The organism is Mesorhizobium sp. NZP2077, from assembly GCF_013170805.1.
GTDB lineage: Bacteria > Pseudomonadota > Alphaproteobacteria > Rhizobiales > Rhizobiaceae > Mesorhizobium.
Genome location: NZ_CP051293.1, coordinates 1,944,271 through 1,969,285, shown reverse-complemented (window position 1 = coordinate 1,969,285; position 25,015 = coordinate 1,944,271). Strand labels below are relative to the sequence as shown.

The following is a 25,015-nucleotide window of genomic DNA, read 5'->3' as shown; positions in this document are numbered from 1 at the left end:
GCGCGTTTCTAGCGCACTCGGCGGGCGCCATGGCACTTTGAACTTGCGCCCGACCGCAAAACCGGCTCCGGTTTGCGGGACCAGGCACAAGGGGATGGAGGAGTGATTGGTTTCGGCCGCGCGTATCGCGATCCTTGTTCGTCGCACGCCGATCCTTTGTCTTGCGATCGTCCTGCTGGCGATCGGCGCCGCCGGTGCCTTCCACGCACCGGCCATGGCGCAGGAGCAGCCGCAGCAGAATCGTGGATGGTCGTTGCGCGACCTTTTGTTTCCGCGCCGCAGCGAGCGGATCGAGCCGCCGCTCGACATCCAGAAGGCAAAGCCGAAGCCACGCAAACCCCGGGTCCCACGTGCGCCCGTCGAACCACAAGTGCCGATAGTTGAGAAGGCGCCGGACGCTCGGACTGTCCTGGTGGTCGGCGACTTCATGGCGTCCGGCCTCGCCGAAGGCCTGGACACCGCCTTTGCCGATAATCCGGCCGTCCGGATCGTCGTCCGCTCCAATGGCTCATCCGGTTTCGTGCGCGATGACTTCTACAACTGGCCCGAACAGATCAAATCGCTGATCGAGACCGAGAAACCGGCCGCCGTGGTTGTCATGCTCGGCTCCAACGACCGCCAGCAGATGAAGGTGGGGGATGTGCGCGAGCAGCCCCGATCGGAGAACTGGACCAAGGAATATGAACGCCGCACCGACGAACTCGGCAAGGCCATCGCCGACGCCAAGGTGCCGTTCCTTTGGGTCGGCATGCCGGCCTTCAGGGTGCCGAAGATGACGTCCGATATGCTGGCCTTCAACGACATCTATCACCAGGCCGCCGAAAACCATGGCGGCGAATTCGTCGATGTCTGGGACGGCTTTGTCGACGAGACCGGCGCTTTCATCACCACCGGCCCCGACATGAACGGCCAGCCGGTGCGGCTGCGCGCCGATGACGGCATCAACGTCTCCAAGGCCGGCAAGCGCAAGCTCGCTTTCTATACCGAAAAGCCGCTGATGAAGATCCTGGGCCTGGCTGCTCCCGGCAGCGTGGCCCCGGCGACGGCACCGGCGGGCGCGCCCGTCGAGGCACCGGCGCCGGCGGCCGCACCCATTGTCATCGACCGCACCGCACCGATGCTGCTCAGCGACCCGGCGCTCGACGGCGGCACCGAACTGCTCGGCGCCGCCCCGCCGGCAAAGGCCAATCCGGCTCTTCCAGCGGAAAGACTGGTGATCGAGGGCAAGGCGTCGGAGGCGTCACCCGGCCGCGCCGACGATTTCTCCAGGCCGCCGAGGCCCGAACCGCCGGCGACGGCCGCTGCTGCCGACACGACGACGGCGATCACCCCTTAATAGCCTGGAGCGCTCCGAGGCCGTACGATCTCAGCGCGGGAGGACGCTCGTCCCCATCAGCGCCTCGTCGATCGAACGCGCCGCCTGGCGGCCCTCGCGGATCGCCCAGACGACCAGCGACTGGCCACGGCGCACGTCGCCCGCCGCATAGAGACGGTCGACGCTGGTGCGATAGTCGCGGTCATTGGCCTCGACATTCCGGGAACGCCGGCTGTCGGTGGTGATCTTCATCTCGCCCTCCAACTCCTTCGCCACGCCGACGACGGCCGGCCCGGCAAAGCCGATGGCGATGAAGGCGAGATCGGCACGGATGACGAATTCGGTGCCGGGGATCGGCTTGCGCTTGTCGTCGACCTCGCAGCATTTGACGCCGGTCAGCTGGCCCTCTTCGCCGATGAATTCGAGCGTCGCCACCTGGAATTCGCGCTCGGCGCCCTCGGCCTGCGAGGACGAGGTGCGCATCTTGGTCGCCCAGTAGGGCCAGACGGCGAGCTTGTCTTCCTTTTCGGGCGGCTGCGGGCGGATGTCGAGCTGGGTGACGCGCACCGCACCCTGACGGAAGGCGGTGCCGACGCAGTCGGACGCGGTATCGCCGCCGCCGACGACGACGACATGCTGTCCGCCGGCGATGATCGGATGCGACGGCCAAGCCACCGACTGGATCGGCTCGCCGCCGACACGGCGGTTCTGCTGCACCAGATAGGGCATCGCATCATGCACGCCGCCGAGATCGTCGCCGGGAATGCCGGCGGCACGCGGCGTTTCCGAGCCGCCACAATAGAGCACGGCATCATGCTCGGCGAGCAGCTCGGTCACCGGCTTGTCGACACCGACATTGACGCCGCAATGGAAGGTCACGCCCTCGCCCTGCATCTGTTCGATGCGGCGGTCGATATAGTGCTTCTCGATCTTGAAGTCGGGAATGCCGTAACGCATCAGCCCGCCCGGGCGGCTCTCGCGCTCATAGACATGGACGTCATGGCCGGCGCGGCCGAGCTGCTGCGCGGCCGCCATGCCGGCCGGGCCGGAGCCGATGATGGCGACCCGCTTGCCGGTCTTCTTCTCCGGCGGATAGGGCCTGATATGGCCCGTCTCATAGGCCTTGTCGGCGATCGCCTGCTCGACCGTCTTGATGGCGACCGGAATGTCCTCGAGATTCAGCGTGCAGGCTTCCTCGCAAGGCGCGGGGCAGATGCGGCCGGTAAATTCCGGGAAATTGTTGGTCGAATGCAGGTTGCGGATCGCGTTGTCCCAGTCCCCGTTATAGACGAGGTCGTTCCAGTCGGGGATCTGGTTGTGGATCGGGCAGCCGGTCGGCCCGTGACAGAACGGAATGCCGCAATCCATGCAGCGCGCGGCCTGTTTCTCGACCTCCTTGTCCGACATCGGCAGCGTGAACTCACGGAAGTGCCGGATGCGGTCGGAGGCCGGCTGGTACTTGTGCACCTGCCGGTCGATTTCGAGAAAGCCTGTTACCTTGCCCATGGTCCAGTTCCTGCTGTCCAGATGGTGCGGTTTTCGCCGCACCCGTTAACCTCTAGAGGCAGCCATGGCAAGCTTGCACCCGAGGTCAAACTGTCGATGAAGGTGAGCCGGGAAACCTGGGCTCCCCGGCAATTGCGAAAATCTATTCGGCAGCGACGCCCATGCGCATGCGTTCCATCTCGATCAGCGCGCGGCGGTATTCGACCGGCATGATCTTGCGGAATTTTGGCCGAAAAATCGTCCAGTCATCGAGGATCTCGCGGCCGCGCACCGAACCCGTATAGTGCACATGGTTCGAGATCAGCTGATAGAGCCTTTCCTCGTCATGGCTGGTCATGTCGCCCGAGACATCAACGCGGCCCTTGTGATCGAGATCGCCGCCATGGTGCAGCAGCCTCTCCATCAGATCGTCTTCTTCCGGAACCGGCTCCAGCTCGACCATCGCCATGTTGCAGCGCTCAGCGAAATCGCCGGCCTCGTCGAGCACATAGGCGACACCGCCCGACATGCCTGCGGCGAAGTTGCGGCCGGTCTTGCCGATGACCACGACGATGCCGCCGGTCATGTATTCGCAGCCATGGTCACCGACGCCTTCGACAACGGCCGCCACACCCGAATTGCGCACCGCGAAACGCTCGCCGGCAACGCCGGCGAAATAGGCTTCGCCCTCGGTCGCGCCATAGAGCACCGTGTTGCCGACGATGATCGATTCCGCCGCAACGATCTTGGAGTTCTCCGGCGGCCGGATGATGATGCGCCCGCCCGACAGGCCCTTGCCGACATAGTCGTTGCCGGCGCCGACGAGTTCGAACGAGATGCCGCGTGCCAGGAAGGCGCCGAAGGACTGGCCGGCGGTGCCGGTGAGTTTCACCTGGATCGTGTCCTCGCGCAGGCCCTTATGCTTGAAGCGCTTGGCGACTTCACCCGACAGCATGGCGCCGGTCGAACGGTCGACATTGCGGATGTCCACCTCGATCTTGACCGGTTGCTTGGCCTCCAGAGCGGGCTTCGCCAGCTCGATCAGCTTGCGGTCGAGCACGTCGTCGATGGGATGCTTCTGCCGCTCGGTCCAGTGCACTGCTTCATGCGGCGCATCGGGCTTGTAGAACATCTTCGAGAAATCGAGCCCGCGCGCCTTCCAGTGCATGATCAGGTCGCGCTTTTCCAGAAGGTCGGTATCGCCGATGATCTGGTCGATATGGGTGTAGCCCATCTCGGCGAGCAGCGCCCTCACCTCTTCCGCGACGTAGAAGAAGAAGTTGATGACATGCTCGGGCGTACCCTTGAAGCGCTTGCGCAGAACCGGGTCCTGCGTGGCGACGCCAACCGGACAGGTGTTCAAATGGCACTTGCGCATCATGATGCAGCCGGCCGCGATCAAAGGCGCGGTCGAGAAGCCGAACTCGTCGGCGCCGAGCAGCGCACCGATGACGACGTCGCGGCCGGTGCGCAAGCCGCCATCGACCTGCAGCGCGACGCGCGAACGCAAGCCGTTCAGCACTAACGTCTGGTGCGTCTCGGCAAGGCCCATTTCCCACGGGCTGCCGGCATGCTTGAGCGAGGTCAGCGGCGAGGCACCGGTACCGCCATCATAGCCCGAAATTGTGATGTGGTCGGCGCGCGCCTTGGCGACACCGGCCGCGACCGTGCCGACACCGACTTCCGACACCAGCTTGACCGACACGTCGGCCGCCGGATTGACGTTCTTCAGATCGTAGATCAGCTGCGCCAGATCCTCGATCGAATAGATGTCGTGATGCGGCGGCGGCGAGATCAGGCCGACGCCCGGCGTCGAGTGCCGGACCTTGGCGATGGTGGCGTCGACCTTGTGGCCAGGCAACTGGCCGCCTTCGCCGGGCTTGGCGCCCTGCGCGACCTTGATCTGCATGACATCGGAATTGACGAGGTATTCGGCCGTCACGCCGAAACGACCCGATGCGACCTGCTTGATCGCCGAGCGTTCCGGGTTCTTGCCGCCGCCGGGCAGCGGCAGGTAACGGTCGGCCTCTTCACCGCCCTCGCCGGTGTTCGACTTGCCGCCGATGGCGTTCATGGCGCGTGCCAGTGTCGTGTGCGCTTCCCTGGAGATGGAACCGAACGACATCGCCCCGGTCGAGAAGCGCTTGACGATGTCGGCTGCCGACATGACGTCGTCGAGCGCGACTTTCTTGCGCCCGCTCTCCTCTGCCAGCTTGATCTTGAACAGGCCGCGGATGGTCTGCGCGCGGGCCGTCTCGCTGTCGATCTGCGCGGAATACTCCTTGAACGTTTCCCACGAACCCTGGCGCACGGCGTGCTGCAAGGTGGCGACCGCGTCGGGCGACCACATATGCGCCTCGCCGCGCATGCGGAACAGATATTCGCCACCGACATCCAGGCTGTTGCGCAGCACAGGATCGCTGCCGAAACCATCCGTATGGCGGCTGACAGTCTCGCCGGCGACCTCTTCCAGCCCGACGCCTTCGATCAGCGTCGCGGTGCCGGTGAAATATTGCTGCACGAAATCGGTCTTCAGCCCGATGGCGTCGAAGATCTGCGCGCCGCAATAGGACTGGTAGGTCGAGATGCCCATCTTGGACATCACCTTGAGGATGCCCTTGCCTATCGACTTGATGTAGCGCGACACGACCTCGTAGGCGTCGACCTCTTCCGGCAGCTCGCCGCGCTTGTGCATGTCGGTGAGCGTGTCGAAGGCGAGATACGGATTGATCGCTTCGGCGCCATAGCCGGCAAGGCAGCAGAAGTGGTGCACTTCGCGCGGCTCGCCGGATTCGACGACCAGGCCGACCGAGGTGCGCAGCCCCTTGCGGATCAAATGATGATGCACCGCGGCGGTCGCCAGCAGTGCTGGAATGGCGATGCGGTCCGGGCCGAGCTGACGATCGGACAGGATGATGATGTTGTAGCCGCCGGCGACCGCCGCCTCGGCGCGTTCACAGAGCCTGTCGATGGCGCCTTGCATGCCGGCAGCGCCCTCGCTCGACCCGTAGGTGATGTCGATCGTCTTGGTGTCGAAACGGTCCTCGGTGTGGCCGATGGAACGGATCTTCTCCAGGTCGCCATTGGTCAGGATCGGCTGGCGCACTTCGAGCCGCTTGCGGCGCGAATTGCCGACCAGGTCGAAGATGTTGGGCCGCGGCCCGATGAAGGACACCAGGCTCATCACCAGTTCCTCGCGTATCGGATCGATCGGCGGATTGGTGACCTGGGCGAAGTTCTGCTTGAAATAGGTGTAGAGCAGCTTCGACTTGTCCGACATCGCCGAGATCGGCGTGTCGGTGCCCATCGAGCCCACAGCTTCCTGGCCGGTGGTCGCCATTGGCGACATCAACAGCTTGGTGTCTTCCTGGGTGTAGCCGAACGCCTGCTGGCGATCGAGAAGGCTCACGTCCCTGCGCAATTCGCGTGGTTCGACCGGCTTCAGGTCTTCCAGGATAAGCTGCGTGTTGGCGAGCCAGGTCTTGTAGGGATGCTTGGTGGCGATCTCCGACTTGATCTCCTCGTCGGGAACGATACGGCCCTTGGCAAGGTCGATCAACAGCATGCGGCCGGGCTGCAGCCGCCACTTCTTGACGATCCTCTCCTCCGGCACCGGCAGCACGCCGGCCTCCGAGGCCATGATCACGCGGTCGTCATCGGTGACGATGTAGCGTGCCGGGCGCAGGCCGTTGCGGTCGAGCGTGGCGCCGATCTGGCGGCCATCGGTGAAGGCGACCGCCGCCGGCCCGTCCCACGGCTCCATCAGGGCTGCATGGTATTCGTAGAAAGCCTTGCGATCGGCACCCATGAGCTTGTTGCCGGCCCAGGCTTCCGGGATCAGCATCATCATGGCGTGGCTGAGGCTGTAGCCGCCCTGGAACAGGAACTCGAGCGCATTGTCGAAACAGGCGGTGTCGGATTGGCCGTCATAAGAGATCGGCCAGAGCTTCGAGATGTTGTTGCCGAACAGTTCGGAATCGACCGACGCTTGGCGCGCCGCCATCCAGTTGTTGTTGCCGCGCACCGTGTTGATCTCGCCATTGTGGGCGACCATGCGGTAGGGATGCGCCAGCTTCCACGACGGGAAGGTGTTGGTCGAGAAACGCTGGTGGACGAGGATCAGCGCGGTGTCGAAGCGCGGGTCCTTGAGGTCCTTGTAATAGGCGCCAACCTGATAGGCCAGGAACATGCCCTTGTAGACGATGGTGCGCGCCGACAGCGACACGCAATAGGCGCCGATGTCCTTGTTGTCGTTCTCGGCGTAGATGCGGCCCGAGATGACCTTGCGCAGCAGATAGAGCCGGGCCTCATATTCCTCGTCATCGGGAATGTCCGCCGTGCGGCCGATGAACACCTGGCGATGGAACGGCTCGGAGGCGACGATGTCGGGCGCCTTCGACAGCGATGAATTGTCGACGGGCACATCGCGGAATCCGAGCAGCGGCAGTCCTTCCGACTGCGCCGATTCGGCGATGATGTCCTCGATATGGGCACGCAGCGCGGCGTCCTGCGGCATGAACCAGTGTCCGACGCCGTACTGGCCCGCCGCTGGCAGTTCGATGCTTTGGGCTGCCATCTCCTCGCGAAAGAACTGGTCGGGAAGCTGCACCAGCACGCCGGCGCCATCGCCGACCAGCGGGTCGGCGCCGACGGCGCCGCGATGCGTCAGGTTTTCAAGCACGGCAAGACCGTCCTTGACGATCTGATGCGACTTCACGCCCTTCATGTTGACGATGAAGCCGACGCCGCAGGCGTCATGCTCGTTGCGCGGATCGTAGAGGCCTCGTTGGGCAAAACCGGTTTGGCCGATGCCGGTTCGGCCAGCATCGGTTCGCGACGTATTTTTGACGGCAGCCGCTTTCGTCTGAGCGGCCTGGCCGTTCGTCGCAGAGAGCGTCATGTCCGTCATTGTCACATCCTCCATCCCAGCCCTTCGGGCGCTGGCCATTCTTAGGTCGCTAATTTGCCTCGGCAAGCGCTTGGCTCACCCTGATCCTTGCGGCACGTCTTGCGAAATCCTTGCCGAACCAGGCGGCTTTCCGCATGGTTCGCATCTGGTATCGTACAGGCCAGCGTCTGGCCGTCCACCTGTCGCTCGCAGCAACAGCCGGAGAGGCCAATATGTTACGCCAATCCAGCCTGTTTTGTGTGACAAAATAAGACAGCACTACTGTCCTAAATTTTTATGGCAGAATTCCCGGACGCACACAAGACCGATTCACAAAAAACTTGAGCTTCCCGCGACATAAAATGTCGTGAAGTTGAGGGAAAACGTAAGCTTCAGTCGCCGATCCCGACCCTGTCGGCTTGACTGGCTTTAACGGTTTTCCGGCGTCTGGCCCTTGCGGTTGACCTCTGAAACCAGTCAACTCCGCACCGATTTCCCAAACACAGGCAGATGCATGTTCTTCGCTTCCGACAATTGGGCAGGCGCCCATCCCAATATCGTTGCCGGCCTGTCGGCCGCGGCCGGCGGCTTTGCCACCGCCTATGGCGACAGCGCACTCGACCAGGCGGTCTACACCAGGTTCAGCGAGATTTTCGAACGCGAGGTCGCGGTGTTCTTCGTGGCGACCGGCACCGCCGCCAACTCGCTGTCGCTGACCACCTTCAACAAGCCCGGCGGCATCTCGTTCGCCCACCGCGAATCTCATGTCATTGAGGACGAGTGCGGCGCGCCGGAGTATTTTTCCGGCGGCTCGCGGCTACATGCCATCGATGGCGCCCTGGGCAAGATCGACCCGCACAATCTGGAGCGGACCATTGGCCGCTTCGCGCCCGAAATCGTCCACTGGGGTCGGCCGATGGCGGTTTCGATCACCCAGTCGACCGAGGTCGGCACCATTTACGGTCTGAATGAGATCGAGGCGATTTCGGCCATTGCCAAGCAGCATTCCGTGCCGCTGCACATGGATGGCGCCCGCTTTGCCAATGCGCTGGTCGCGCTCGACACGACGCCGGCCGAAATGACCTGGAAACGCGGTGTCGACATCCTGTCTTTCGGCGGCACCAAGAATGGTTGCTGGTGCGCCGAGGCGATCGTGCTGTTCGACCTCGACCGCGCCAAGGAATTGGCCTTCCTGCGCAAGCGTTCCGCGCAGCTGTTCTCGAAGTCGCGCTTCGTCGCGGCGCAGTTCGAAGCCTATTTCAGGGACGGCCAATGGCTCGACACCGCGCGCCAAGCCAACGCCATGGCCGCACGCCTCGCCGCGGCAATCGAGGATTCGGCCCACGCCAAACTGGCATGGCTGCCGCAAGCCAACGAGGTGTTCGCGGTGATCAAGAAGACCGAGGCCGAGAGGCTGCAGGCGGCGGGCGCTGCCTTTTACGACTGGCACAAACCGCATGGCTTCGACGGCCATATCGGCGAGGACGAACTGCTCTACCGCTTCGTCACCAGCTTTGCCACGACGTCAGAGGACGTCGACCGCTTTGGCCAGCTGATTGCTTGAGTTCCGAGATCGCGAGCAAGCAAATGACCAAGCCGCCTCTTGGCTCGACAATGCGGCTGGTCCGTCCAGCACCAAACGTCCTTGGCTTCTACGATGGCCGCATTGACGGCGCTCGTGCCTGGTCGGACGCACCAAACTGGCTCGACGACGGCGCCTATGCGCTGGGCATATGCACCTATGCGATCATCGATGGGTCGCAGGCGCTTGTCTATGACACGCACATTTCACTGCCCCATGCCCGTTTCATCAGGCAAACGCTTGAAGCCATGGGGGTAACCTCGATCCGGGTTGTGCTCAGCCACTGGCATGACGACCATATTGCGGGCAACGAGGTGTTCCAGGATTGCGAGATCATCGCAAACCACCTGACCGCCGCGGCTCTGGCGAGCAACCGCGCTGAAATAGAAGGTGGCAGTCCGCCGATCATGCCGCTCGTCCTGCCGAACAGGACCTACGCCGGCAGCCTCAGCCTGATGGTTGGGTCGATTGCGGTCGAGCTTCACCAGGTTGAAATCCACAGCCATGACGGCAGTGTACTGCTCATGCCCGGCACCGGCCTGCTGCTGGCGGGCGACACGCTGGAGAATCCAATCACCTATGTCGCCGAACCGGAGCGGCTAGCCGAACATCTGATCGATCTCGAACGCATGGCCGGCTGGAAAATAAACCGGATCCTGCCCAATCACGGCTCCCTGGAAGCAATCGAGGCGGGTGGCTATGACGCAAGCTTCATTGCAGCGACTCAGGCCTATGTCGGCAAGCTGCTTGCCTGTAGGCACGAACCCGATCTGGCAAGACAGGATCTGAGAACGTTTGGCGCCGACATGTTCGCCACCGGTGCGGTCAAGTATTTCGCGCCATACGAGGCCGTTCACCGGCAAAACGTCGAAGCCGTTATCACCACCGGCCAATAAAAAAGCGGCGCCTTTCAGCGCCGCTTTCGTCTCGGGAGGAGACGCTTCTATTCCTGGGCTACGTTACGCAGCGGTCTTGGCCTCGATCTGCTTGGCCTTGGCCGGAGCCGAAGTGATCGCGATCTTGCGCGGCTTCAGCTCCTCGGGGATGTTGCGCTTGAGGTCGACGAAGAGCAGGCCGTTCTTCAGCGCGGCGCCGACGACTTCAACGTGATCGGCAAGCTGGAAGCGGCGCTCGAAGGCCCTCGAGGCAATGCCGCGATAGAGCAGTTCGGAGCCTTCGCCGGTGCCCTCGTCCTTGCGCTCACCCTTCACTGTCAACACGTTGCGGTGGGCTTCGATCGAGATTTCCTCGTCCGAGAAGCCGGCGACCGCCATCGAAATCCGGTAGGAATCCTCACCGGTGCGCTCGATGTTGTAGGGCGGATAGGTTTGCGCGCCATCGGGCTGCGCAAGCGAATCCAGCATGGTGAAGAGACGGTCGAAGCCGACAGTCGAGCGATAGAGCGGGGAAAAATCAACGTGACGCATGAGGTGTTCTCCTGTTGAGCAACATGGTTTGCGTATGGTCGCTGCGAAACCCTTAAGCGGCGTTCCGGGAGGACCAGCGGCCCCGACATTGGCGACCGCATTCCACATTTGGGGAGCGCCGGAATGCATTTCAAGATTTCGCCCGGCGGCAAAAACGGAATGGCTTGCCCCTCGATGAACGGCAGATGAACCGGCGCTTCGGCGCGCGTTCAGACAGCCAGCGCTAGAGTGTCCTCAAGATCAAGGACAGGCGGCACCAGAGTCACACAGGTACCGCGACGAGGCCGACCGGGTGTTAACGTCCCTTCCTCCCGGATCGACAGGGGCCGGAAGCACGCCTTCGAGCGGCTTCCGGCCTTCCCCCGTTGCAGTCCCGGTATAGGCCGGATTTGCTTTGCTTTTGATGCATTGGCGTCTATCACCTTGGGCGAGGCCAGCCACGACAGGCTGGCACGTGAAGACGCCGAGCACAAAGCGCCGAATGACGGACCTTTTCCACGAGACGCCGCTTTTCCACGAAACCGAGGGCAATCCGCGACCGGAAAACGCCACCGGCGGCTTCTGCGTCACGCGCGATCGCAAGAGGATCCGCTATGGCCTGTTCGGCGCAGTGGAGCGTCCGATGCGAGGCACGGTGGTGCTGCTGTCGGGTCGCAACGAGTGCATCGAGAAATATTTCGAAACCATCCGCGACCTTGCCGCCCGGGGCTTTGGCGTCGCCACGCTCGACTGGCGCGGCCAGGGCGATTCCGACCGGCTGATCCGCGATCGCCAGCGCGGCTATGTCAAAAGCTTCCGCGACTACACAGCGGACCTCGAACAGTTTTTCGAGGAGATCGTGCTGCCGGATTGCCGCGGGCCGTATTACATCCTCGGCCATTCCGCCGGCGCGGTGATCGCGCTGCTTGCCGCGCCGTCCATGGTGAATCGCGTGCGGCGCATGGTGCTGATCGCGCCGTTCCTGACCCTGCCCGACCTGCCGGTCTCGATCAGCACCGTCCGTCGCGTCTGTTCGTTTTTCTGTTTTTTGGGCCTTGGCCGACTTTATGCCGCCTGGGGGCCAAGGCCGAGACAGACGCTACCTTTCGAGGTCAACAAGGTGACGTCGGATCCGCTGCGCTACCGCCGCAACACCCGCATCTATGAAGAGTACCCGCAACTGGCGCTTGGCGGGCCGACGATCCGCTGGCTGCGGGCAGCGGCGAAGGCGTCGGAAGCCGTCAGCGACCCCGATTTCATGGCCCGGATTCAGGTGCCTTTGCTGATCATCGCCGCCGGCGCCGACCAGGTCGTCTCGACCAAGGCGGTCGAAGCCTACGCCAGAAGTCTGAGGCTCGGTTCACTGCTGATGATCGACGGCTCCAAGCACGAAATCCTGCAGGAAGTCGACCTCTACCGCGAACAATTCCTCGCTGCCTTCGACGCCTTCATTCCCGGCTCCGACGACCCGACGGCCTGACCGGCACCGGAGGCCGGCATAGCTGACACACCGTTGTCAGGATGATCGGCCGGCAGCGGCCCATGGCACACAAACTGCTAAAGATTCTGACAGCCCGCGCCCGCCCCGGAATGCTCATCTGCATGCGTCGAATTGAACGCCATGGAGATGAGAGCATGACCGAGAAAACCTGCGCCGCCTGCGATTGCCAGCTCGATGCCAACCCGATCCGCGTCAAGGTCGGCGGCAAGACCGTCGAGGTCTGTTGCGAGGAATGCGCCCAGGCACTGAACGAGGCCGGTGTGTCGGCGGCTGGCGTGAGTGAGGATTGAGCCATGCGCACCGATCACGCAGGGGCACAACGCCTGACCGGCCAGGTCCCGGCGCCAGCCCGCACCACAACCATCCTTTCGGCCTTGCGCGCTCAGTGCATCGCGGCGGCGAGATGGCTCGCCAGCCAGATGGAGAAACGCCGAAGCCGTCTTGCCTTGCTCGAAATGACCGATGAACAGCTCAAGGACATCGGTCTGTCGCGCGGCGATGCCTATTCGGAATTCAGGCGGCGCTAAAGCAACTCCGGGAAAAGTGTGAAGCGGTTTCCCCCCGGGAATTGCGTCAAAACAAATGCAGAAGCAGTTCGCCGGTTCCATGAAATGGTGAACTGCTTTTTCTGGATTGAGCAGCGCTTGCCGAGAAGTCTCCTGACAGGACTGGGCAGGCCGATTGCGTAGAATGCCCCTTGCGCCCGGAACTTTCCGGCACGGGGGGAAGAGCACAGTGGCTATGTCGCAATTCACGGTTCTGCCGCTTCTCGATACCGGCATCGTCAAGGTGCGGGAGGTCGTCTGCAGCGGCGAATGCCGGCACAGGAGCGACGAGGAATGCACGTCGGCCACGCATCTGGTGTTCCCCTATCGCGGCGTCTTCGTGCGCCATGTCGGCCGCAACGACGCCGTCGCGGAAGCCAATCAGCTGCTGTTCTTCAATGAGGCTGAGGCCTACCAGGTCAGCCACCCCGTCGAGGGCGGCGACGCCTGCCTCGATCTCGTCATCGAGGCAGGCCAATTGCGCGAGTTGGCGCCTAAGGAGCAGTTGCGCGCCGGCGACCGCTTGGCGTTTCGTCGCCAGCGCCGGCGCATCGATCCCCGCGCGCAGGCCTTGGTGGCACTGCTGCGCCACAGCCTGAGCCGCAATGTCGCCGAAACGCTGGAGGCCGAGACGCTGGCGCTTACGCTGGTGCGGCGCTCGCTCGGCGAGCGCACCTCGCATGTCGCGGGCGCCAGCCCCGGGCGGCAAAAACTGGTCGACCGCGCCAAGCTCGTGCTGGCGTCGGACCTGTCGCGGCGCTGGACGCTGGCCGAGATTGCCGCCGAGGTCGGCGTTTCGCCGGTCTATCTGACGCAAATGTTCCAGCAGGTCGAGGCCATGCCGCTCTATCGCTATCATCTGCGCCTGCGGCTGGCGCGCGCACTCGATCTGCTCGGCCGCTACGACAATCTGACCACGCTGGGCATGGACCTCGGCTTTTCCAGCCACAGCCATTTCAGTGCGTCGTTCAGACAGATTTACGGACGCACGCCGGCGGAGTTCCAGCGCTCGATCAGATCGCGCTGAAGTGGGGAAATGTCAGCCGCGCAGGGCAGCCATGGCGGCCGCATGAAGCTCCGGCGTCGCCGCCGCCAGCACATCGCCGCCCTTTTCCGCCGGCCCGCCATCGAAGGTGGTGATGACGCCACCGGCCTTCTCGATGATCGGGATCAGCGCCACGATGTCGTAGGGCTTCAGACCGGGATCGGCGACAATGTCGACGCTTCCCGAGGCGATCATGGCGAAGGCATAGCAATCGGCGCCGTAGCGGGCGAGCTGGACCTGTTTCTCGAACGCGTCATAGCGCGTGCGCGCCTCGCCCTTGTACAGCGCCGGCGTCGTGGTGAACAACGTCGCCTCGTCGAGCTTTGTTGTCTTGCGGGTCGAAAGCTTGCGCGGTCCGCCCGGCCCCTCATAGTGCGAGCCCGAGGCGTTGGCATAGAACAATTCGCCGGTGAAGGGCTGCGCCATCATGCCGGCGACGGCGTCGCCGTCGACCGTCAGCCCGACCAGCGTCCCCCACACCGGCAGGCCGGAGATGAAAGCGCGCGTGCCGTCGATCGGGTCGATCACCCAGACATGCCGGCTGGAGATGTTCTCGCTGCCATGCTCCTCGCCGAGAATGCCATGGTCGGGATACTCGGCCGATATCAGCGCCCGGATGACGCGTTCGGCCTCGCGATCAGCTTCCGTGACCGGGTCGAAACTGCCCTTTTCCTTGTTGGCCACGGCACCCTGGGCGCGAAAGCGCGGCAAGGTCTCGGCCGCTGCCGCTTGCGCGATCCGGCGCATGAAATCGATGCTGACGTCCAACTGATTCTCCCGCATTGCAGAGTGCCCACCGGGCTCTGCCGACACTTTCCCGCCAAAACAAGCCTGTTTATCGATTTATTCGTCGCGACAGCTGTTGCCCAAATGTCACATCAATGTCACCGAAACGCAATTTCCACATCACTCTGAATTAAAAAAGCCTGAAGGTCGCTTGACATTTGTGCACCGCACAATACCCTCGACCTCGGACAGCTTTTCCTGTCCATGCCCTCCTTGGGCGTTTCCTCCCTAGACTTCGACCGTATCGTGCAAACGATGCGGTCTTTTTTTACGCCTTGCTCTTCGGGCCGGCTATTTCACTCCGCGGCCAGCGGCAGATCGACGAAGTGATGGTCAGGCATTGCCATCAGATCCGCTGAAAATCGCGTCAGATCGTCGGCCAGCGCGTCGAAGCCGGCAGCCTTCTCGAAGGTCCGCTCATTCATGTAGAGCCCGCGATTGACCTCGATCTGCAGTGCATGCAGATGGCGCGCCGGGCGGCCATAGTGCTCGGTGATGAAGCCACCGGCATAGGGCTTGTTGTGAGCGACGGTATAGCCCATCGCGGTCAGCAGGCCGATCGCGGTCTCGGTCAGGGCCGCGGTGGCCGAAATGCCGAAACGGTCGCCGATGATGAAGTCCGGCCGCACGCCGCTGTCGCCGACACGGATGCTTGCCGGCATCGAATGGCAATCGATTAGCACGGCAAAGCCGAACCGGGCATGGGTTCTGGTCAAAAGCCGCTTCAGCGTTTCGTGATAGGGCTTGTAGACGGCCTCGATGCGGGCAACGGCTTCGGCCAGCGGCAAGCGGCCGGAATAGATGTCGAGCCCTTCGCCCACCAGCTTGGGCACGGTGCCCAGGCCGCCTGCCACCCGCGCCGACCGGATGTTGCAGAAGGACGGCACCGGTTCGGCGAACATGCGCGGGTCGAGTTCCCACGGCTCGCGGTTCACGTCGAGATAGGCGCGCGGGAAATTCGCCGCCAGCATCGGCGCGCCCAACGCCACGGCGCCGCCGAACAGTTCGTCGACGTAGCAATCCTCGGAGCGCCGGATGGCGTTGCGATCGAGCCTCGCCATGGCGAGGAATCGCTCAGGATAGTAGCGGCCGCTATGCGGCGAGTTGAACAGGAAGGGTACGCGCTGCTCGGCGCCCGATCGGATTTCGAAGGGTGGAACGACCGAAAAATCCTCGGCTGCCGTCTTCAATTTGAACGAACCCGAAAACACCAGTGCATCATGGTATGAAAGTGCCACCTTGCTGGCCGCATGTCCAGCATTTCGCCGTGCACATGGCCTTGCCAAATGCGGATAATGCTTCGCCGCGTTCACTTGATGTTTACCGTCACCTCCTCATATACAGGATGGTTAACGGGCTGCCCGGGCGGCAGGCTCGGGCGGGTGATTCGGACGGGATATCATGGCACGCATTCTTCTGGCGGAAGACGACGACGATATGCGTCGGTTCCTCGTCAAGGCGCTGGAACGCGCCGGCTACCAGGTCAGCGATTTCGACAATGGCGCCAGCGCCTATGAGCGACTGCGCGAGGAACCGTTCTCGCTGCTGTTGACCGACATCGTTATGCCGGAGATGGACGGCATCGAGCTGGCGCGTCGCGCCACCGAGATCGATCCCGACCTCAAGGTCATGTTCATCACCGGTTTCGCCGCCGTTGCGTTGAACCCGGATTCCAAGGCGCCGAAAGACGCCAAGGTGCTGTCGAAGCCCTTCCACCTGCGCGACCTCGTCAACGAGGTCGAGAAGATGCTGCAGGCGGCCTGAGCCGCCTTCCGCAAAGGCATCGCAGCTGCGGCGAGACGACGCCTTCTTTCCTTTTTCTCGCTATTGACGCGCCGAACCAAAAATGGTGTATGCGCGGCTTCGGATGGGCGTGTAGCTCAGCGGGAGAGCACTGCATTGACATTGCAGGGGTCACAGGTTCAATCCCTGTCACGCCCACCATCCAGACAAACCTCTATTTCCCTGTATTAGTTGACCGAGCGCAGGCCTGCCTCACGACGCCGATCCCCCTGATATGCTCGATCAGGACTCAGAGCCAGGGCGGCCGCAACCGGCCGAGCCGCCATCTTGCCCTCGCCAGCCGGCCGGATTGCGGCTTCTTCCCCAGGCGAATTCGCCGTCTGACCCTCCTGAAGATCGGATTTCCCGGCTCGACCTTTACCAACCTTGCCGCCATCTCAACCGCCGACTTTCTGTCTTCCAGCACTTCGAGCAGGATGTAGGCCGCGCAAGCCATGGCATAGGGGTGGCCCGCTCTTGCCGCAGCGAAAAAGACCTCCAGGTCTTTGGCCATGGTAAGACCACCGCCAACCCGGCCGGCGAGGGCGCCCATCATCCGCAGTGGAATTTTAGAGCGCAGTCGGGATTGGCCGATCATCAGCGATTTCAGGATGGCCTCGCCGGCTGGATAGTTGCCTTCGTGGAAATGGGACGCCGCCATCTTCAGATCGTAGACGTCGTTTTCCGGATCCAATGCCCCGGCTTTTCCCAGCAATTCCCTCGCTTGCGCCGGAGCGATCTCGTCTTCCTGCGACAGAAAAGCCCATTGGTAGCCAAAGGCGGCCTCGAGAGGATGGTAATCGGCTTGATGCGCCTGCAATTCCTCCATGATGAGTTCCGCCGCGCGCTGCTTGTCGAACAACGCACTGATGCCCAGGCATGGGACCTCGCCCATGACGGACGCCACCACCGCGTAGATGCTGTTGCCGGCATAAATCTGCTGGCACCTTGCCATCAGCGCCATCTCGAAGAATGCGCTGAGGGCCTCCTCCCCCTTGAAGGCCGCGGCGCCGAAATCGTCGGTTCGCAGCGCTCCGGTTTGCCCGCTGACATAGTCGACCGTCGCGCGATCCTGGCCGACAAGAAGCGTCGTCATGCCCTTCGACGAGAGTTCCGCCACGACAGCCCTGGCCAAGGTCGAAGGGATGACCTTGTCGGCGAAAACCAGCCTTTTGCGATATTGACCATAGACAATGTCGCCACTGCGAAGATGCAAGGCGGCCATCGGACCGGGGAACCGGCATTTGCCGGCGGCATCCAGCGCCTGCCGCACGGCCGGCGAGAAGCCGAAGGCCTGCAGCGCTTCGGATGGGGCTGGTCGGACACCCTCGTCGCGGAAGAAATCGAGAACGCCGAAATCGTCGCAGATCCAGCCGCGCAGCTTTCCCGATCTTGCAACCGCTTCAAGGTCCGACGGCGCGAAAGCGGAGCCGCCAAGAACGCCGAACTCGGCAGCCTTGATCTTCTCGCCCAGCCAGTGCTTCTCGATGAAGTCGCCGGAGAAGATTTTCCCGACCACGTCGACGGTATGGGAGTCCTGGTCGGTGATATCCCTGCTGTTCCAGGTGAAGCCAAACCGGTAGCCGAGTCGGTCGGCAAGGGACTTGGCGTTGGCCATAGCAAACAGGCGGCCGCCGAGCCCGTCGATCCTGTTGGCGACAATCAACATCGATCTGTCGTCACGCGGCTCCGAGCCGGACATCGCCCTTTTCAACGTGGCGGAGAAACCATTCATTTGTCTGTTCCAGTCCCTTGCGCAGCGAATAGCGCGGGCGCCAGCCGGTGGCAAACAGCCGCGTCACGTCCAGCAGCTTGCGCGGTGTGCCGTCCGGCTTGGTCGTATCGAACACAATCTCCACGTCTCCGCCGACGATCGAGGCGACCGTTCTGGCCAATTCGGCAATGGTGATATCCTGACCCGAGCCGACATTGACATGGCTGTCGCTGCTGTAGGTTTTAAGCAGGCAGATCAGGGCATCGGCCGCATCGTCGACATACAGGAACTCACGCATCGGCGTGCCCGTTCCCCACACTGTCAGCGTCTTGCGACCGGCCAGCTTGGCTTCATGTGCCTTGCGCATCAACGCGGGTACGACGTGACTGGATTCAAGATGGAAATTGTCACCTGGACCGTAAAGATTGGTTGGCATCGCAGAGATGTAGTCGACGCCGTATTGGCGCCGGTAGGCCTGGCATAGTTTCAGCCCGGCGATCTTGGCGATCGCATACCATTCATTGGTTGGTTCGAGCGCACCAGTCAGCAGGGCGTCCTCGGAAATCGGCTGCGGCGCGAATTTCGGATAGATGCAGGACGAACCGAGGAACAGGAATTTGCCCACTTCGGCGCGAAAGGCCCCCTCGATGAGATTGGTCTGCACGACGACATTGTCATACAGGAAATCGGCCGGAAACCGATCATTCGCCAGGATGCCGCCGACCTTGGCCGCCGCCATCACCACGGCATCCGGCCGACGATCGGCCATCCAGCGCCGCACACCAGCCTGATCCAGGAGATCAAGCTCGGCGCGCGTCGCCGTCAGGATCTCGCAATCCTCGGCAGCCAGCCTGCGCACGATGGCCGAACCGACCATGCCGCGATGCCCGGCCACGAATACCCGCTTGCCCCTGAGATCGAAGGTTTCGCCCATAACCCTGCCCGTATGAAGAGCGGCGGCCGGACGACCGGCGCTCGACACCATGGAACCACATAGCTCTCTGTAAGTGCAACTGCGCCAGATCCATCCTGGCCGTTACCCGGTAATGCGGGCCACTTTCTACGCTCCCGCAATACAGACTGATATCGCAAATCCCCTGCGTGGGGGATTGTTATGACCTAATTCGCTCGACTCAGACGCCTGCGACAGCGCACAGGCTGTTCATCCGCGATATGGCAAGCTCGGGATCGGCCAGGAGACCTGCCTGGTCGGCAAGGCGAAAGATCTCGGCATAGTGGCGGATGCCGCGCGCCGACTGCATGCCGCCGACCATCGTAAAGTGGTCCTGATGGCCGTTCAGCCAGGCCATGAAGACGATGCCGGCCTTGTAATATTCGGTCGGCGCCTCGAAGATTTTTCGCGACAGCGGCACCGTCGGCTCTATCAGCGCGTCATAGCCGGCCTGATCGCCCGCGGCGAGCCTGGCCAGGGCGGCGTTGGCGACCGGCGCGATGGCGTCGAAAATGCCAAGCAGCGCGTGCGAATGCCTGTTGCCGTCTCCGGCGATCAGCTCGGGATAGTTGAAGTCGTCGCCCGTGAACATCACGACACCGTCCGGCAGCCGGTTGCGGAGCGCGACTTCCTTGCCGGCATCGAGTAACGATATCTTTATGCCTTCGACCTTGTTTGCGTGGCGCTCGATGATGGCGACCACCGTATCGAGCGCGGTCTCGAAATCGGTGCTACCCCAATAGCCCTTCAAGGCCGGGTCGAACATGTCGCCCAGCCAATGCAGGATGACCTTGCCGGAGGCCTGGCTGAGAATGCGGCCATAGACGGAGGCGTAGTCGTCCGGGCCCTTCGCCAGTTCAGCCAGTGCGCGGCTGGCCATCATGATCGCCTTGCCGCCCTGCCCCTCGATGAAGGCGAACTGCTCCTCATAGGCGGCAATCACATCGTGCAGTGTCCTCGCCGACGCAGGCGCCAGATGGTCGGTCCCGGCGCCCGAGGCAAGATCGGCGCCCGGAACCGTTCGCGCCTCGGCGATCGAACGGCGGATCAATTCCTTCGCATTGGCCCAGTCGAAGCCCATGCCGCGCTGCGACGTGTCCATCGCTTCGGCGATGCGGAAGCCGAGCCGCCACAAATGATGGCGGAACGCCATCGTCCTGTCCCAGTCGACGACGGGCCGCGACCACGGATCGGTCATTTCATGGGGATCGGCAACGACATGCGCGGCGGCATAGGCGATGCGCGAAAACCGAGCGCCGATCTCGGGCTGCACCGGTTGTCCGACAAGCGCGTAACGGGTGCTGCGGCCACCCTCACAAGGCAAGGCAATGTCCATCGATCTCTCCTCTCGCAGCGCCTATTAAATGGAACGTTCCAATAAATCAAGAACCTTTAGATTTGCAGCGCATTGGCGATCAAATGCTGCGTTGCAACACAGAAAGCCTTGCAAGCTAAGCCATTTGAGTACGCACAATCGGTTTTTCAGACTGAGAAAAAATTCGCGATTGACTCACGATTGAACCAGTGATTAGAACGTTCCAATAAATTTATCAATAAAACCGGGAGGAGATAGCAGTATGGCCAGCCGGGCCAAGGCAACGATCTTCGACATCGCCCGCGAGGCGGGCGTGTCCAAATCGACGGTATCGCTCGTGCTCCAGGGCAGCGCGCTGATCCGGCCTGAAACCGCGGTCAAGGTGCGCAAGGCCATCGAGGATGTCGGCTATGTCTACAACCGCGGCGCCGCCAATCTGCGCAAGGCCCATTCCAACGTCATCGGCATGGTCATCAACGATCTCACCAATCCCTTTTTCGCCGAACTGGCGGTCGGCATGGAGCGCGTCTTCCAGTCGGCCGGTATCGTGCCCTTCATCGCCAACACGGCGGAGAATCCGGTGCGTCAGGAAGAGGTGCTGAAGTCGCTGATGGAGCAAGGCGTCGCCGGCCTCATCGTGTCGCCGGCGCGCGGCACCACGCCAGGCGCCTTCCGCCGCTTGGAGATGGCGGGCTTGCCGGTGGTCTTCGCCATGCGCCGTTTGCCTGAGAGCCGCATCCCGGTGATCGCACCCGACAATCATCGCGGCGCCTATCTCGCCACCGCTCATCTCATAGGCAAGGGACATCGCCGGCTCGTCTTCTTCGGCGGCTCGTCCGATCTGGTGGTCTATCACGAGCGCCTTGGCGGGTTTCGCGAAGCCTGCGAGACGCAAGGCATCGCCGCGCGCGACACGCTTGTCGTCGAGGGCGAGACCAGCCGCAGAGGTGGTATCGCGTGCCTGGAAACGGCTCTGGCGATGGCTGAACCGCCGACCGCTGCCCTCTGCTTCAACGACGCCGTCGCCTTCGGCGCCATGCTGGCTTTGCGCAAGCGTCGGCTTGAGCCCGGTGCGGATTTCGCCATCGTCGGTTTCGACGACGTTGCCGAGGCCGAGCATTACATGCCGGCCTTGACCAGCGTCGCGGTGGACTCCGCGGGGCTCGGCGAACGCGCCGCCCATGTCATGCTGAAAATGATCCAGTCGCGCACCACGCGTGCGGAGGACCATATCGGCGCGGTCAATCTCGTGGTCAGGGAAAGCTGCGGTCCGGATCGCCGTACGCGAAGAGCTACGGGAACGGGAGGCGCCGCGTGAGTGTCAAATGGGGGCTGATCGGCGCCAGCACGATCGCCAGGCAATTCATGATCAATGCCATTCGTGCGCAAGAGGATGGCGAGATCGCTGCGGTGATGAGTTCCAATCCGGAACGCGCGAAAGCCTATGCCGGGGAAAACGGCATTCCGCTCGCCGTCTCGACGCTCGATGCCTTGCTCAATGCGGATATCGACGCCGTCTACATCTCGACCACCAACGAACTGCATCTCGAACAGGCGCTTGCCGCCATCGAGGCGGGAAAGCATGTGCTGTGCGAGAAGCCGCTGGCGCTGACCAGCGCCGACGCGCGCAAGATGGTGGCTGCCGCCCGGGCGGCCGGCATCGTGCTCGGCACCAACCATCATCTGCGCAATGCCGGCGCGCATCGCGCCATGCGCGACGCCATCGCCTCAGGCCGCATCGGCAAGCCGATCGCCGCACGCGTCTTCCATTCCGTCTATCTGCCCGAGACTCTGCAGGGCTGGCGCATCACCAAGCCGGAAGCCGGCGGCGGTGTTGTGCTCGACATCACCGTTCACGACGCCGACACGCTGCGCTTCGTGCTGGGTGACGATCCGGTCGAGGTCTCGGCCTTCACGCAAGCCGCGGGCATGGCCGGCAGCGGGCTGGAAGACGGCGCCATGTGCATCTGGCGCTTCAAGTCGGGCCTCATCGCCCAGTCGCATGAGGGCTTCACCACCAAATTCGCCGGCACCGGCTTCGAGGTGCACGGTTCGGAAGGCTCGCTTATCGCCGGCAATGTGATGACCCAGAAGCCGGACGGTTCGGTGCTGTTGCGCACGGCGAATGGCGAAGAGGAACTGAGCTTCGACCGCGGGGATCTCTACACAAGATCCGTACACCAGTTCCACGCCGCGATCCGCGGCGAGGACCAGCCTGCCGCCACTGGCGAGGACGGCATCTGGTCGCTGGCCTCGGCCGAGGCGGCGCTTCAATCGGCCAGCTCCGGCAAGGCCGTCAAGATCGACCCGAAACTCGGGAGCATGAATTGAGCAAGGTCGTTTCCGCAGCACAGGCAGCCAGCCTGATTAGGGATGGCGTGGTCGTTTCCGTGTCCTCATCGAGCGGCCTTGGCTGTCCGGACGCCGTGCTGGCCGCCATCGGCGAACGCTTCGACGGGGAAGGCCACCCGAAAGATATCACCACGCTGCATCCGATCGCCGCCGGCGACATGTATGGCATCAAGGGCATCGATCATCTGGCGAAGCCCGGCCTGCTGAAGCGCACGCTCTGCGGCTCCTATCCGTCCGGTCCCTCCTCATCCGAGCCGCCGCAGATCTGGAAGATGATCGGCGACAATTCGGTTGCCGCCTATAACGTGCCGTCCGGCATCCTGTTCGACATGCACCGTGAGGCCGCCGCCAAGCGGCCGGGCGTGCTGACCAAGGTCGGCCTCGACACTTTCGCCGACCCACGTCACCAGGGTTGCGCCATGAATGCGGCGGCAAACGAGCCAATCGTGTCGGTGCAGCAGTTCGACGGCGAGGAATGGCTCTATTTCCGCTCGATCGTGCCGCAGGTCTCGATCATCCGCGCCACCACGGCCGACGAGCGCGGCAACCTCACCTATGAGCATGAGGGCGCCTATCTCGGTGGTCTCGAACAGGCACTCGCCGCCCGCAACAATGGCGGTGTCGTCATCGCGCAGGTCAAGCGCGTCGTCGAGAACGGCACGCTGAAGCCGCATGATGTGCGCGTGCCGGGCGTGCTGGTCGACCATATCGTCGTCGCGCCCGACCAGTTGCAGACGACGCTGACGCCTTACGATCCGGCCATCTCGGGCGAGATCTTCCGGCCGCTATCGACCTTCCGCAATGCCGAGATGAACGTGCAGAAGGTGATCGCGCGCCGCGTCGCCATGGAACTCCGAGACGGCATGGCCGTCAACATCGGCTTCGGCATCTCCGCCAATGTGCCGCGCATTCTTCTGGAAGAGGGCCAGCACGGCAAGGTCACCTGGGTGATCGAGCAGGGTGCCGTCGGTGGCGTGCCGCTGCTCGACTTCAAATTCGGCTGCTCGTCCAACGCCGACGCGTTCATGCCATCGCCGCACCAGTTCATCTATTTCCAGGCTGGCGGCTTCGATGCCTCGCTGCTGTCCTTCCTGCAGATCGACCGCCACGGCTCGGTCAACGTCTCGAAACTGTCGGCGCGGCCGCATGTCACCGCCGGCGCCGGCGGCTTTGTCGACATCACCGCGCGGGCGAAGAAGATCGTCTTCTCCGGCTTCTTCAATGCCGGCGCCAAGCTCTCGCTGGCCGATGGCGGTATCCGCATCGACGCGGAAGGCAAGGTCAAGAAGGTGGTCAACGAGGTCGAGCACATCTCCTTCTCCGGCAAGCGCGCTGTCGTTCAAGGACAGGACATCACCTATGTCACCGAGCGCTGCGTGATGAAGCTGACGCCGGACGGCCTGATGGTGACCGAACTGGCGCCCGGCATCGACCTCGAGCGCGATGTTCTGGCACAGTCCGAGACACTGCTCGGTGTCGCCAATGACCTCAAGGTGACGCCGGCGGCGCTCTATCACGATCGGCCGATCGGCCTGTCGCTCAATGGCGGCGCCTCGCTTGGAGGCGCGCATGGCTGAGCGCCTCGTCACCTTGGAGCAGGACGGCGCCATCGGCATCGTCACCTTGCGACGGCCGGAAAAGTTCAACGCCCTTGATATTCCGATGCTGCGCGCTCTCGAAGCCGCGCTCGACGAAGCGGAACTGGCCGAAGGCGTGCGTGTCGTGCTGGTCCGCGGCGAAGGCAAGGGCTTTTGTGCCGGCGGCGATGTCGAAGCGTGGGCGCAAATGGGCGCCGCCGACTTCCAGGTGCAATGGGTGCGCTACGGCCATCGCGTCTTCGACCGGCTGGCGCGGCTCAGGCAACCGACCATCGCCGTGCTCTCCGGTCATGCGCTGGGTGGCGGGCTGGAACTGGCCGTCGCCTGCGATTTCCGCGTCGCGGAGGCGCATGTGAAATTGGGCTTGCCCGAAACCTCGATCGGCGTCGTGCCCGGCTGGTCCGGCACGCAGCGCGCCGTACGTCGCTTCGGCGCGCAGACCGTGCGCCGCATGGCGCTGGGTGGTGAAGTTTTCCTGGCGGCCCAGGCTCTCGTTTTGGGCATCGTCGACAGAGTTATCGAAACCGGCGGTGGGTTAGCCGAAGCCAAAGCTTGGGCCGAAAAGATCGCCGAGCGCGGCCCGCTGGCGACGGAAGCGGCCAAGCTGATGATCGCGGTGGCCGAAGGCGAGGAAAGTGCCGCCGCGACCGAAGCACTGGCCAGCGGCTTCATCGCGCTCACCGGCGATCTCAAGGCTGGCGTGACTGCTTTCAAGACCAAGCAGAAACCCGCATTTTCAAGAAGCTAGA

Annotated in this window: 20 protein-coding genes and 1 tRNA gene; 13 read left to right on the top strand and 8 right to left on the bottom strand. The window is 63.1% G+C overall.

The annotated features are described in order from the left end of the window. The first annotated feature begins 106 nt into the window (after positions 1–106). On the top strand, positions 107–1,336 hold the full coding sequence (locus HGP13_RS09695; RefSeq protein ID WP_172224501.1) for a DUF459 domain-containing protein: 1,230 nt from the start codon (positions 107–109) through the stop codon (positions 1,334–1,336). 30 nt (positions 1,337–1,366) lie between these two features. Here HGP13_RS09695 and HGP13_RS09690 read toward each other — a convergent pair whose 3' ends face one another. Further along, a complete protein-coding gene (locus HGP13_RS09690; protein WP_172224498.1) occupies positions 1,367–2,821 on the bottom strand; it encodes a glutamate synthase subunit beta in 1,455 nt (484 codons plus the stop codon). 142 nt (positions 2,822–2,963) lie between these two features. Continuing rightward, positions 2,964–7,709, bottom strand: a complete 4,746-nt coding sequence (gene gltB, locus HGP13_RS09685) for a glutamate synthase large subunit (protein WP_172224495.1) — start codon at positions 7,707–7,709, stop codon at positions 2,964–2,966. A gap of 493 nt (positions 7,710–8,202) precedes the next feature. Here gltB and HGP13_RS09680 point away from each other — a divergent pair, with 493 nt between their 5' ends. After that, on the top strand, positions 8,203–9,252 hold the full coding sequence (locus tag HGP13_RS09680) for a low specificity L-threonine aldolase (RefSeq protein ID WP_172224492.1): 1,050 nt from the start codon (positions 8,203–8,205) through the stop codon (positions 9,250–9,252). A gap of 23 nt (positions 9,253–9,275) precedes the next feature. Further along, complete coding sequence (locus HGP13_RS09675; RefSeq protein ID WP_172224489.1) at positions 9,276–10,166, top strand: MBL fold metallo-hydrolase; 891 nt, start codon at positions 9,276–9,278, stop codon at positions 10,164–10,166. Between the two features lie 63 nt (positions 10,167–10,229). Here the strand turns inward: HGP13_RS09675 and HGP13_RS09670 are convergent, their stop codons facing one another. Beyond that, complete coding sequence (locus HGP13_RS09670; protein ID WP_013893124.1) at positions 10,230–10,697, bottom strand: Hsp20 family protein; 468 nt, start codon at positions 10,695–10,697, stop codon at positions 10,230–10,232. 481 nt (positions 10,698–11,178) lie between these two features. Between HGP13_RS09670 and HGP13_RS09665 the strand changes: the two genes are divergently transcribed. The 4 genes from HGP13_RS09665 to HGP13_RS09650 all read left to right on the top strand — a co-directional run bounded on the left by HGP13_RS09665 (position 11,179) and on the right by HGP13_RS09650 (position 13,749). After that, positions 11,179–12,156 carry an alpha/beta hydrolase gene (locus tag HGP13_RS09665; RefSeq protein WP_172224486.1) on the top strand — a complete coding sequence of 326 codons (978 nt, stop codon included), beginning with the start codon at positions 11,179–11,181 and terminating at the stop codon, positions 12,154–12,156. A 155-nt stretch (positions 12,157–12,311) separates the two neighbouring features. Beyond that, complete coding sequence (locus tag HGP13_RS09660; RefSeq protein WP_172224483.1) at positions 12,312–12,467, top strand: hypothetical protein; 156 nt, start codon at positions 12,312–12,314, stop codon at positions 12,465–12,467. Positions 12,468–12,470: 3 nt separating this feature from the next. After that, the gene (locus HGP13_RS09655) at positions 12,471–12,704 is read left to right on the top strand and encodes a DUF1127 domain-containing protein (RefSeq protein ID WP_172224480.1); all 234 of its coding nucleotides are present in this window, start codon (positions 12,471–12,473) and stop codon (positions 12,702–12,704) included. Positions 12,705–12,918: 214 nt separating this feature from the next. Continuing rightward, entirely contained in the window at positions 12,919–13,749 is an 831-nt protein-coding gene (locus HGP13_RS09650) for an AraC family transcriptional regulator (protein WP_172234658.1), read from the top strand. A 12-nt stretch (positions 13,750–13,761) separates the two neighbouring features. On the opposite strand, the gene hisN is transcribed toward HGP13_RS09650, so the two are convergent. Beyond that, the gene (gene hisN / locus HGP13_RS09645; RefSeq protein WP_172224477.1) at positions 13,762–14,535 is read right to left on the bottom strand and encodes a histidinol-phosphatase; all 774 of its coding nucleotides are present in this window, start codon (positions 14,533–14,535) and stop codon (positions 13,762–13,764) included. A 314-nt stretch (positions 14,536–14,849) separates the two neighbouring features. Then, on the bottom strand, positions 14,850–15,791 hold the full coding sequence (locus HGP13_RS09640) for an N-formylglutamate amidohydrolase (protein ID WP_172224474.1): 942 nt from the start codon (positions 15,789–15,791) through the stop codon (positions 14,850–14,852). Between the two features lie 163 nt (positions 15,792–15,954). Here HGP13_RS09640 and HGP13_RS09635 point away from each other — a divergent pair, with 163 nt between their 5' ends. Continuing rightward, positions 15,955–16,317, top strand: a complete 363-nt coding sequence (locus HGP13_RS09635; RefSeq protein ID WP_006199474.1) for a response regulator — start codon at positions 15,955–15,957, stop codon at positions 16,315–16,317. 105 nt (positions 16,318–16,422) lie between these two features. Further along, a tRNA-Val gene (locus tag HGP13_RS09630) sits at positions 16,423–16,497 on the top strand. 88 nt (positions 16,498–16,585) lie between these two features. Here HGP13_RS09630 and HGP13_RS09625 read toward each other — a convergent pair. The 3 genes from HGP13_RS09625 to HGP13_RS09615 all read right to left on the bottom strand — a co-directional run bounded on the left by HGP13_RS09625 (position 16,586) and on the right by HGP13_RS09615 (position 20,337). After that, positions 16,586–18,070, bottom strand: coding sequence for a hypothetical protein (locus tag HGP13_RS09625; protein ID WP_246707321.1), 1,485 nt, complete (start codon positions 18,068–18,070; stop codon positions 16,586–16,588). Then, a complete protein-coding gene (locus tag HGP13_RS09620; protein ID WP_172224471.1) occupies positions 18,015–18,983 on the bottom strand; it encodes a GDP-L-fucose synthase in 969 nt (322 codons plus the stop codon). The genes HGP13_RS09625 and HGP13_RS09620 overlap by 56 nt, the downstream gene beginning before the upstream one ends. Positions 18,984–19,182: 199 nt before the next feature. After that, the gene (locus HGP13_RS09615) at positions 19,183–20,337 is read right to left on the bottom strand and encodes a dihydrodipicolinate synthase family protein (RefSeq protein WP_172224468.1); all 1,155 of its coding nucleotides are present in this window, start codon (positions 20,335–20,337) and stop codon (positions 19,183–19,185) included. Between the two features lie 241 nt (positions 20,338–20,578). On the opposite strand from HGP13_RS09615, the gene HGP13_RS09610 reads away from it, so the two are divergent. The 4 genes from HGP13_RS09610 to HGP13_RS09595 are packed head-to-tail and all read left to right on the top strand — an operon-like array spanning position 20,579 to position 25,014. After that, complete coding sequence (locus HGP13_RS09610) at positions 20,579–21,634, top strand: LacI family DNA-binding transcriptional regulator (RefSeq protein WP_172224465.1); 1,056 nt, start codon at positions 20,579–20,581, stop codon at positions 21,632–21,634. Further along, positions 21,631–22,647: a Gfo/Idh/MocA family oxidoreductase gene (locus HGP13_RS09605; RefSeq protein ID WP_172224462.1), complete on the top strand. Its 1,017-nt coding sequence runs from the start codon at positions 21,631–21,633 to the stop codon at positions 22,645–22,647. The genes HGP13_RS09610 and HGP13_RS09605 overlap by 4 nt, the downstream gene beginning before the upstream one ends. Further along, positions 22,644–24,245 (top strand): acyl CoA:acetate/3-ketoacid CoA transferase, encoded by a 1,602-nt coding sequence (locus tag HGP13_RS09600; RefSeq protein ID WP_172224459.1) that lies wholly within the window; start codon positions 22,644–22,646, stop codon positions 24,243–24,245. The genes HGP13_RS09605 and HGP13_RS09600 overlap by 4 nt, the downstream gene beginning before the upstream one ends. Next, positions 24,238–25,014 carry an enoyl-CoA hydratase/isomerase family protein gene (locus tag HGP13_RS09595; protein WP_172224456.1) on the top strand — a complete coding sequence of 259 codons (777 nt, stop codon included), beginning with the start codon at positions 24,238–24,240 and terminating at the stop codon, positions 25,012–25,014. The genes HGP13_RS09600 and HGP13_RS09595 overlap by 8 nt, the downstream gene beginning before the upstream one ends. Position 25,015 lies beyond the last annotated feature (1 nt).

Bases quoted from the DNA above. Each gene is read 5' to 3' on its own strand.
- HGP13_RS09690 (WP_172224498.1), bottom strand. From the start codon at position 2,821: ATGGGCAAGGTAACAGGCTTTCTCGAAATCGACCGGCAGGTGCACAAG.
- gltB (WP_172224495.1), bottom strand. From the start codon at position 7,709: ATGACGGACATGACGCTCTCTGCGACGAACGGCCAGGCCGCTCAGACG.
- HGP13_RS09680 (WP_172224492.1), top strand. From the start codon at position 8,203: ATGTTCTTCGCTTCCGACAATTGGGCAGGCGCCCATCCCAATATCGTT.
- HGP13_RS09675 (WP_172224489.1), top strand. From the start codon at position 9,276: ATGACCAAGCCGCCTCTTGGCTCGACAATGCGGCTGGTCCGTCCAGCA.
- HGP13_RS09670 (WP_013893124.1), bottom strand. From the start codon at position 10,697: ATGCGTCACGTTGATTTTTCCCCGCTCTATCGCTCGACTGTCGGCTTC.
- HGP13_RS09665 (WP_172224486.1), top strand. From the start codon at position 11,179: ATGACGGACCTTTTCCACGAGACGCCGCTTTTCCACGAAACCGAGGGC.
- HGP13_RS09660 (WP_172224483.1), top strand. From the start codon at position 12,312: ATGACCGAGAAAACCTGCGCCGCCTGCGATTGCCAGCTCGATGCCAAC.
- HGP13_RS09655 (WP_172224480.1), top strand. From the start codon at position 12,471: ATGCGCACCGATCACGCAGGGGCACAACGCCTGACCGGCCAGGTCCCG.
- HGP13_RS09650 (WP_172234658.1), top strand. From the start codon at position 12,919: ATGTCGCAATTCACGGTTCTGCCGCTTCTCGATACCGGCATCGTCAAG.
- HGP13_RS09635 (WP_006199474.1), top strand. From the start codon at position 15,955: ATGGCACGCATTCTTCTGGCGGAAGACGACGACGATATGCGTCGGTTC.
- HGP13_RS09625 (WP_246707321.1), bottom strand. From the start codon at position 18,070: ATGAATGGTTTCTCCGCCACGTTGAAAAGGGCGATGTCCGGCTCGGAG.
- HGP13_RS09620 (WP_172224471.1), bottom strand. From the start codon at position 18,983: ATGGGCGAAACCTTCGATCTCAGGGGCAAGCGGGTATTCGTGGCCGGG.
- HGP13_RS09615 (WP_172224468.1), bottom strand. From the start codon at position 20,337: ATGGACATTGCCTTGCCTTGTGAGGGTGGCCGCAGCACCCGTTACGCG.
- HGP13_RS09610 (WP_172224465.1), top strand. From the start codon at position 20,579: ATGGCCAGCCGGGCCAAGGCAACGATCTTCGACATCGCCCGCGAGGCG.
- HGP13_RS09595 (WP_172224456.1), top strand. From the start codon at position 24,238: ATGGCTGAGCGCCTCGTCACCTTGGAGCAGGACGGCGCCATCGGCATC.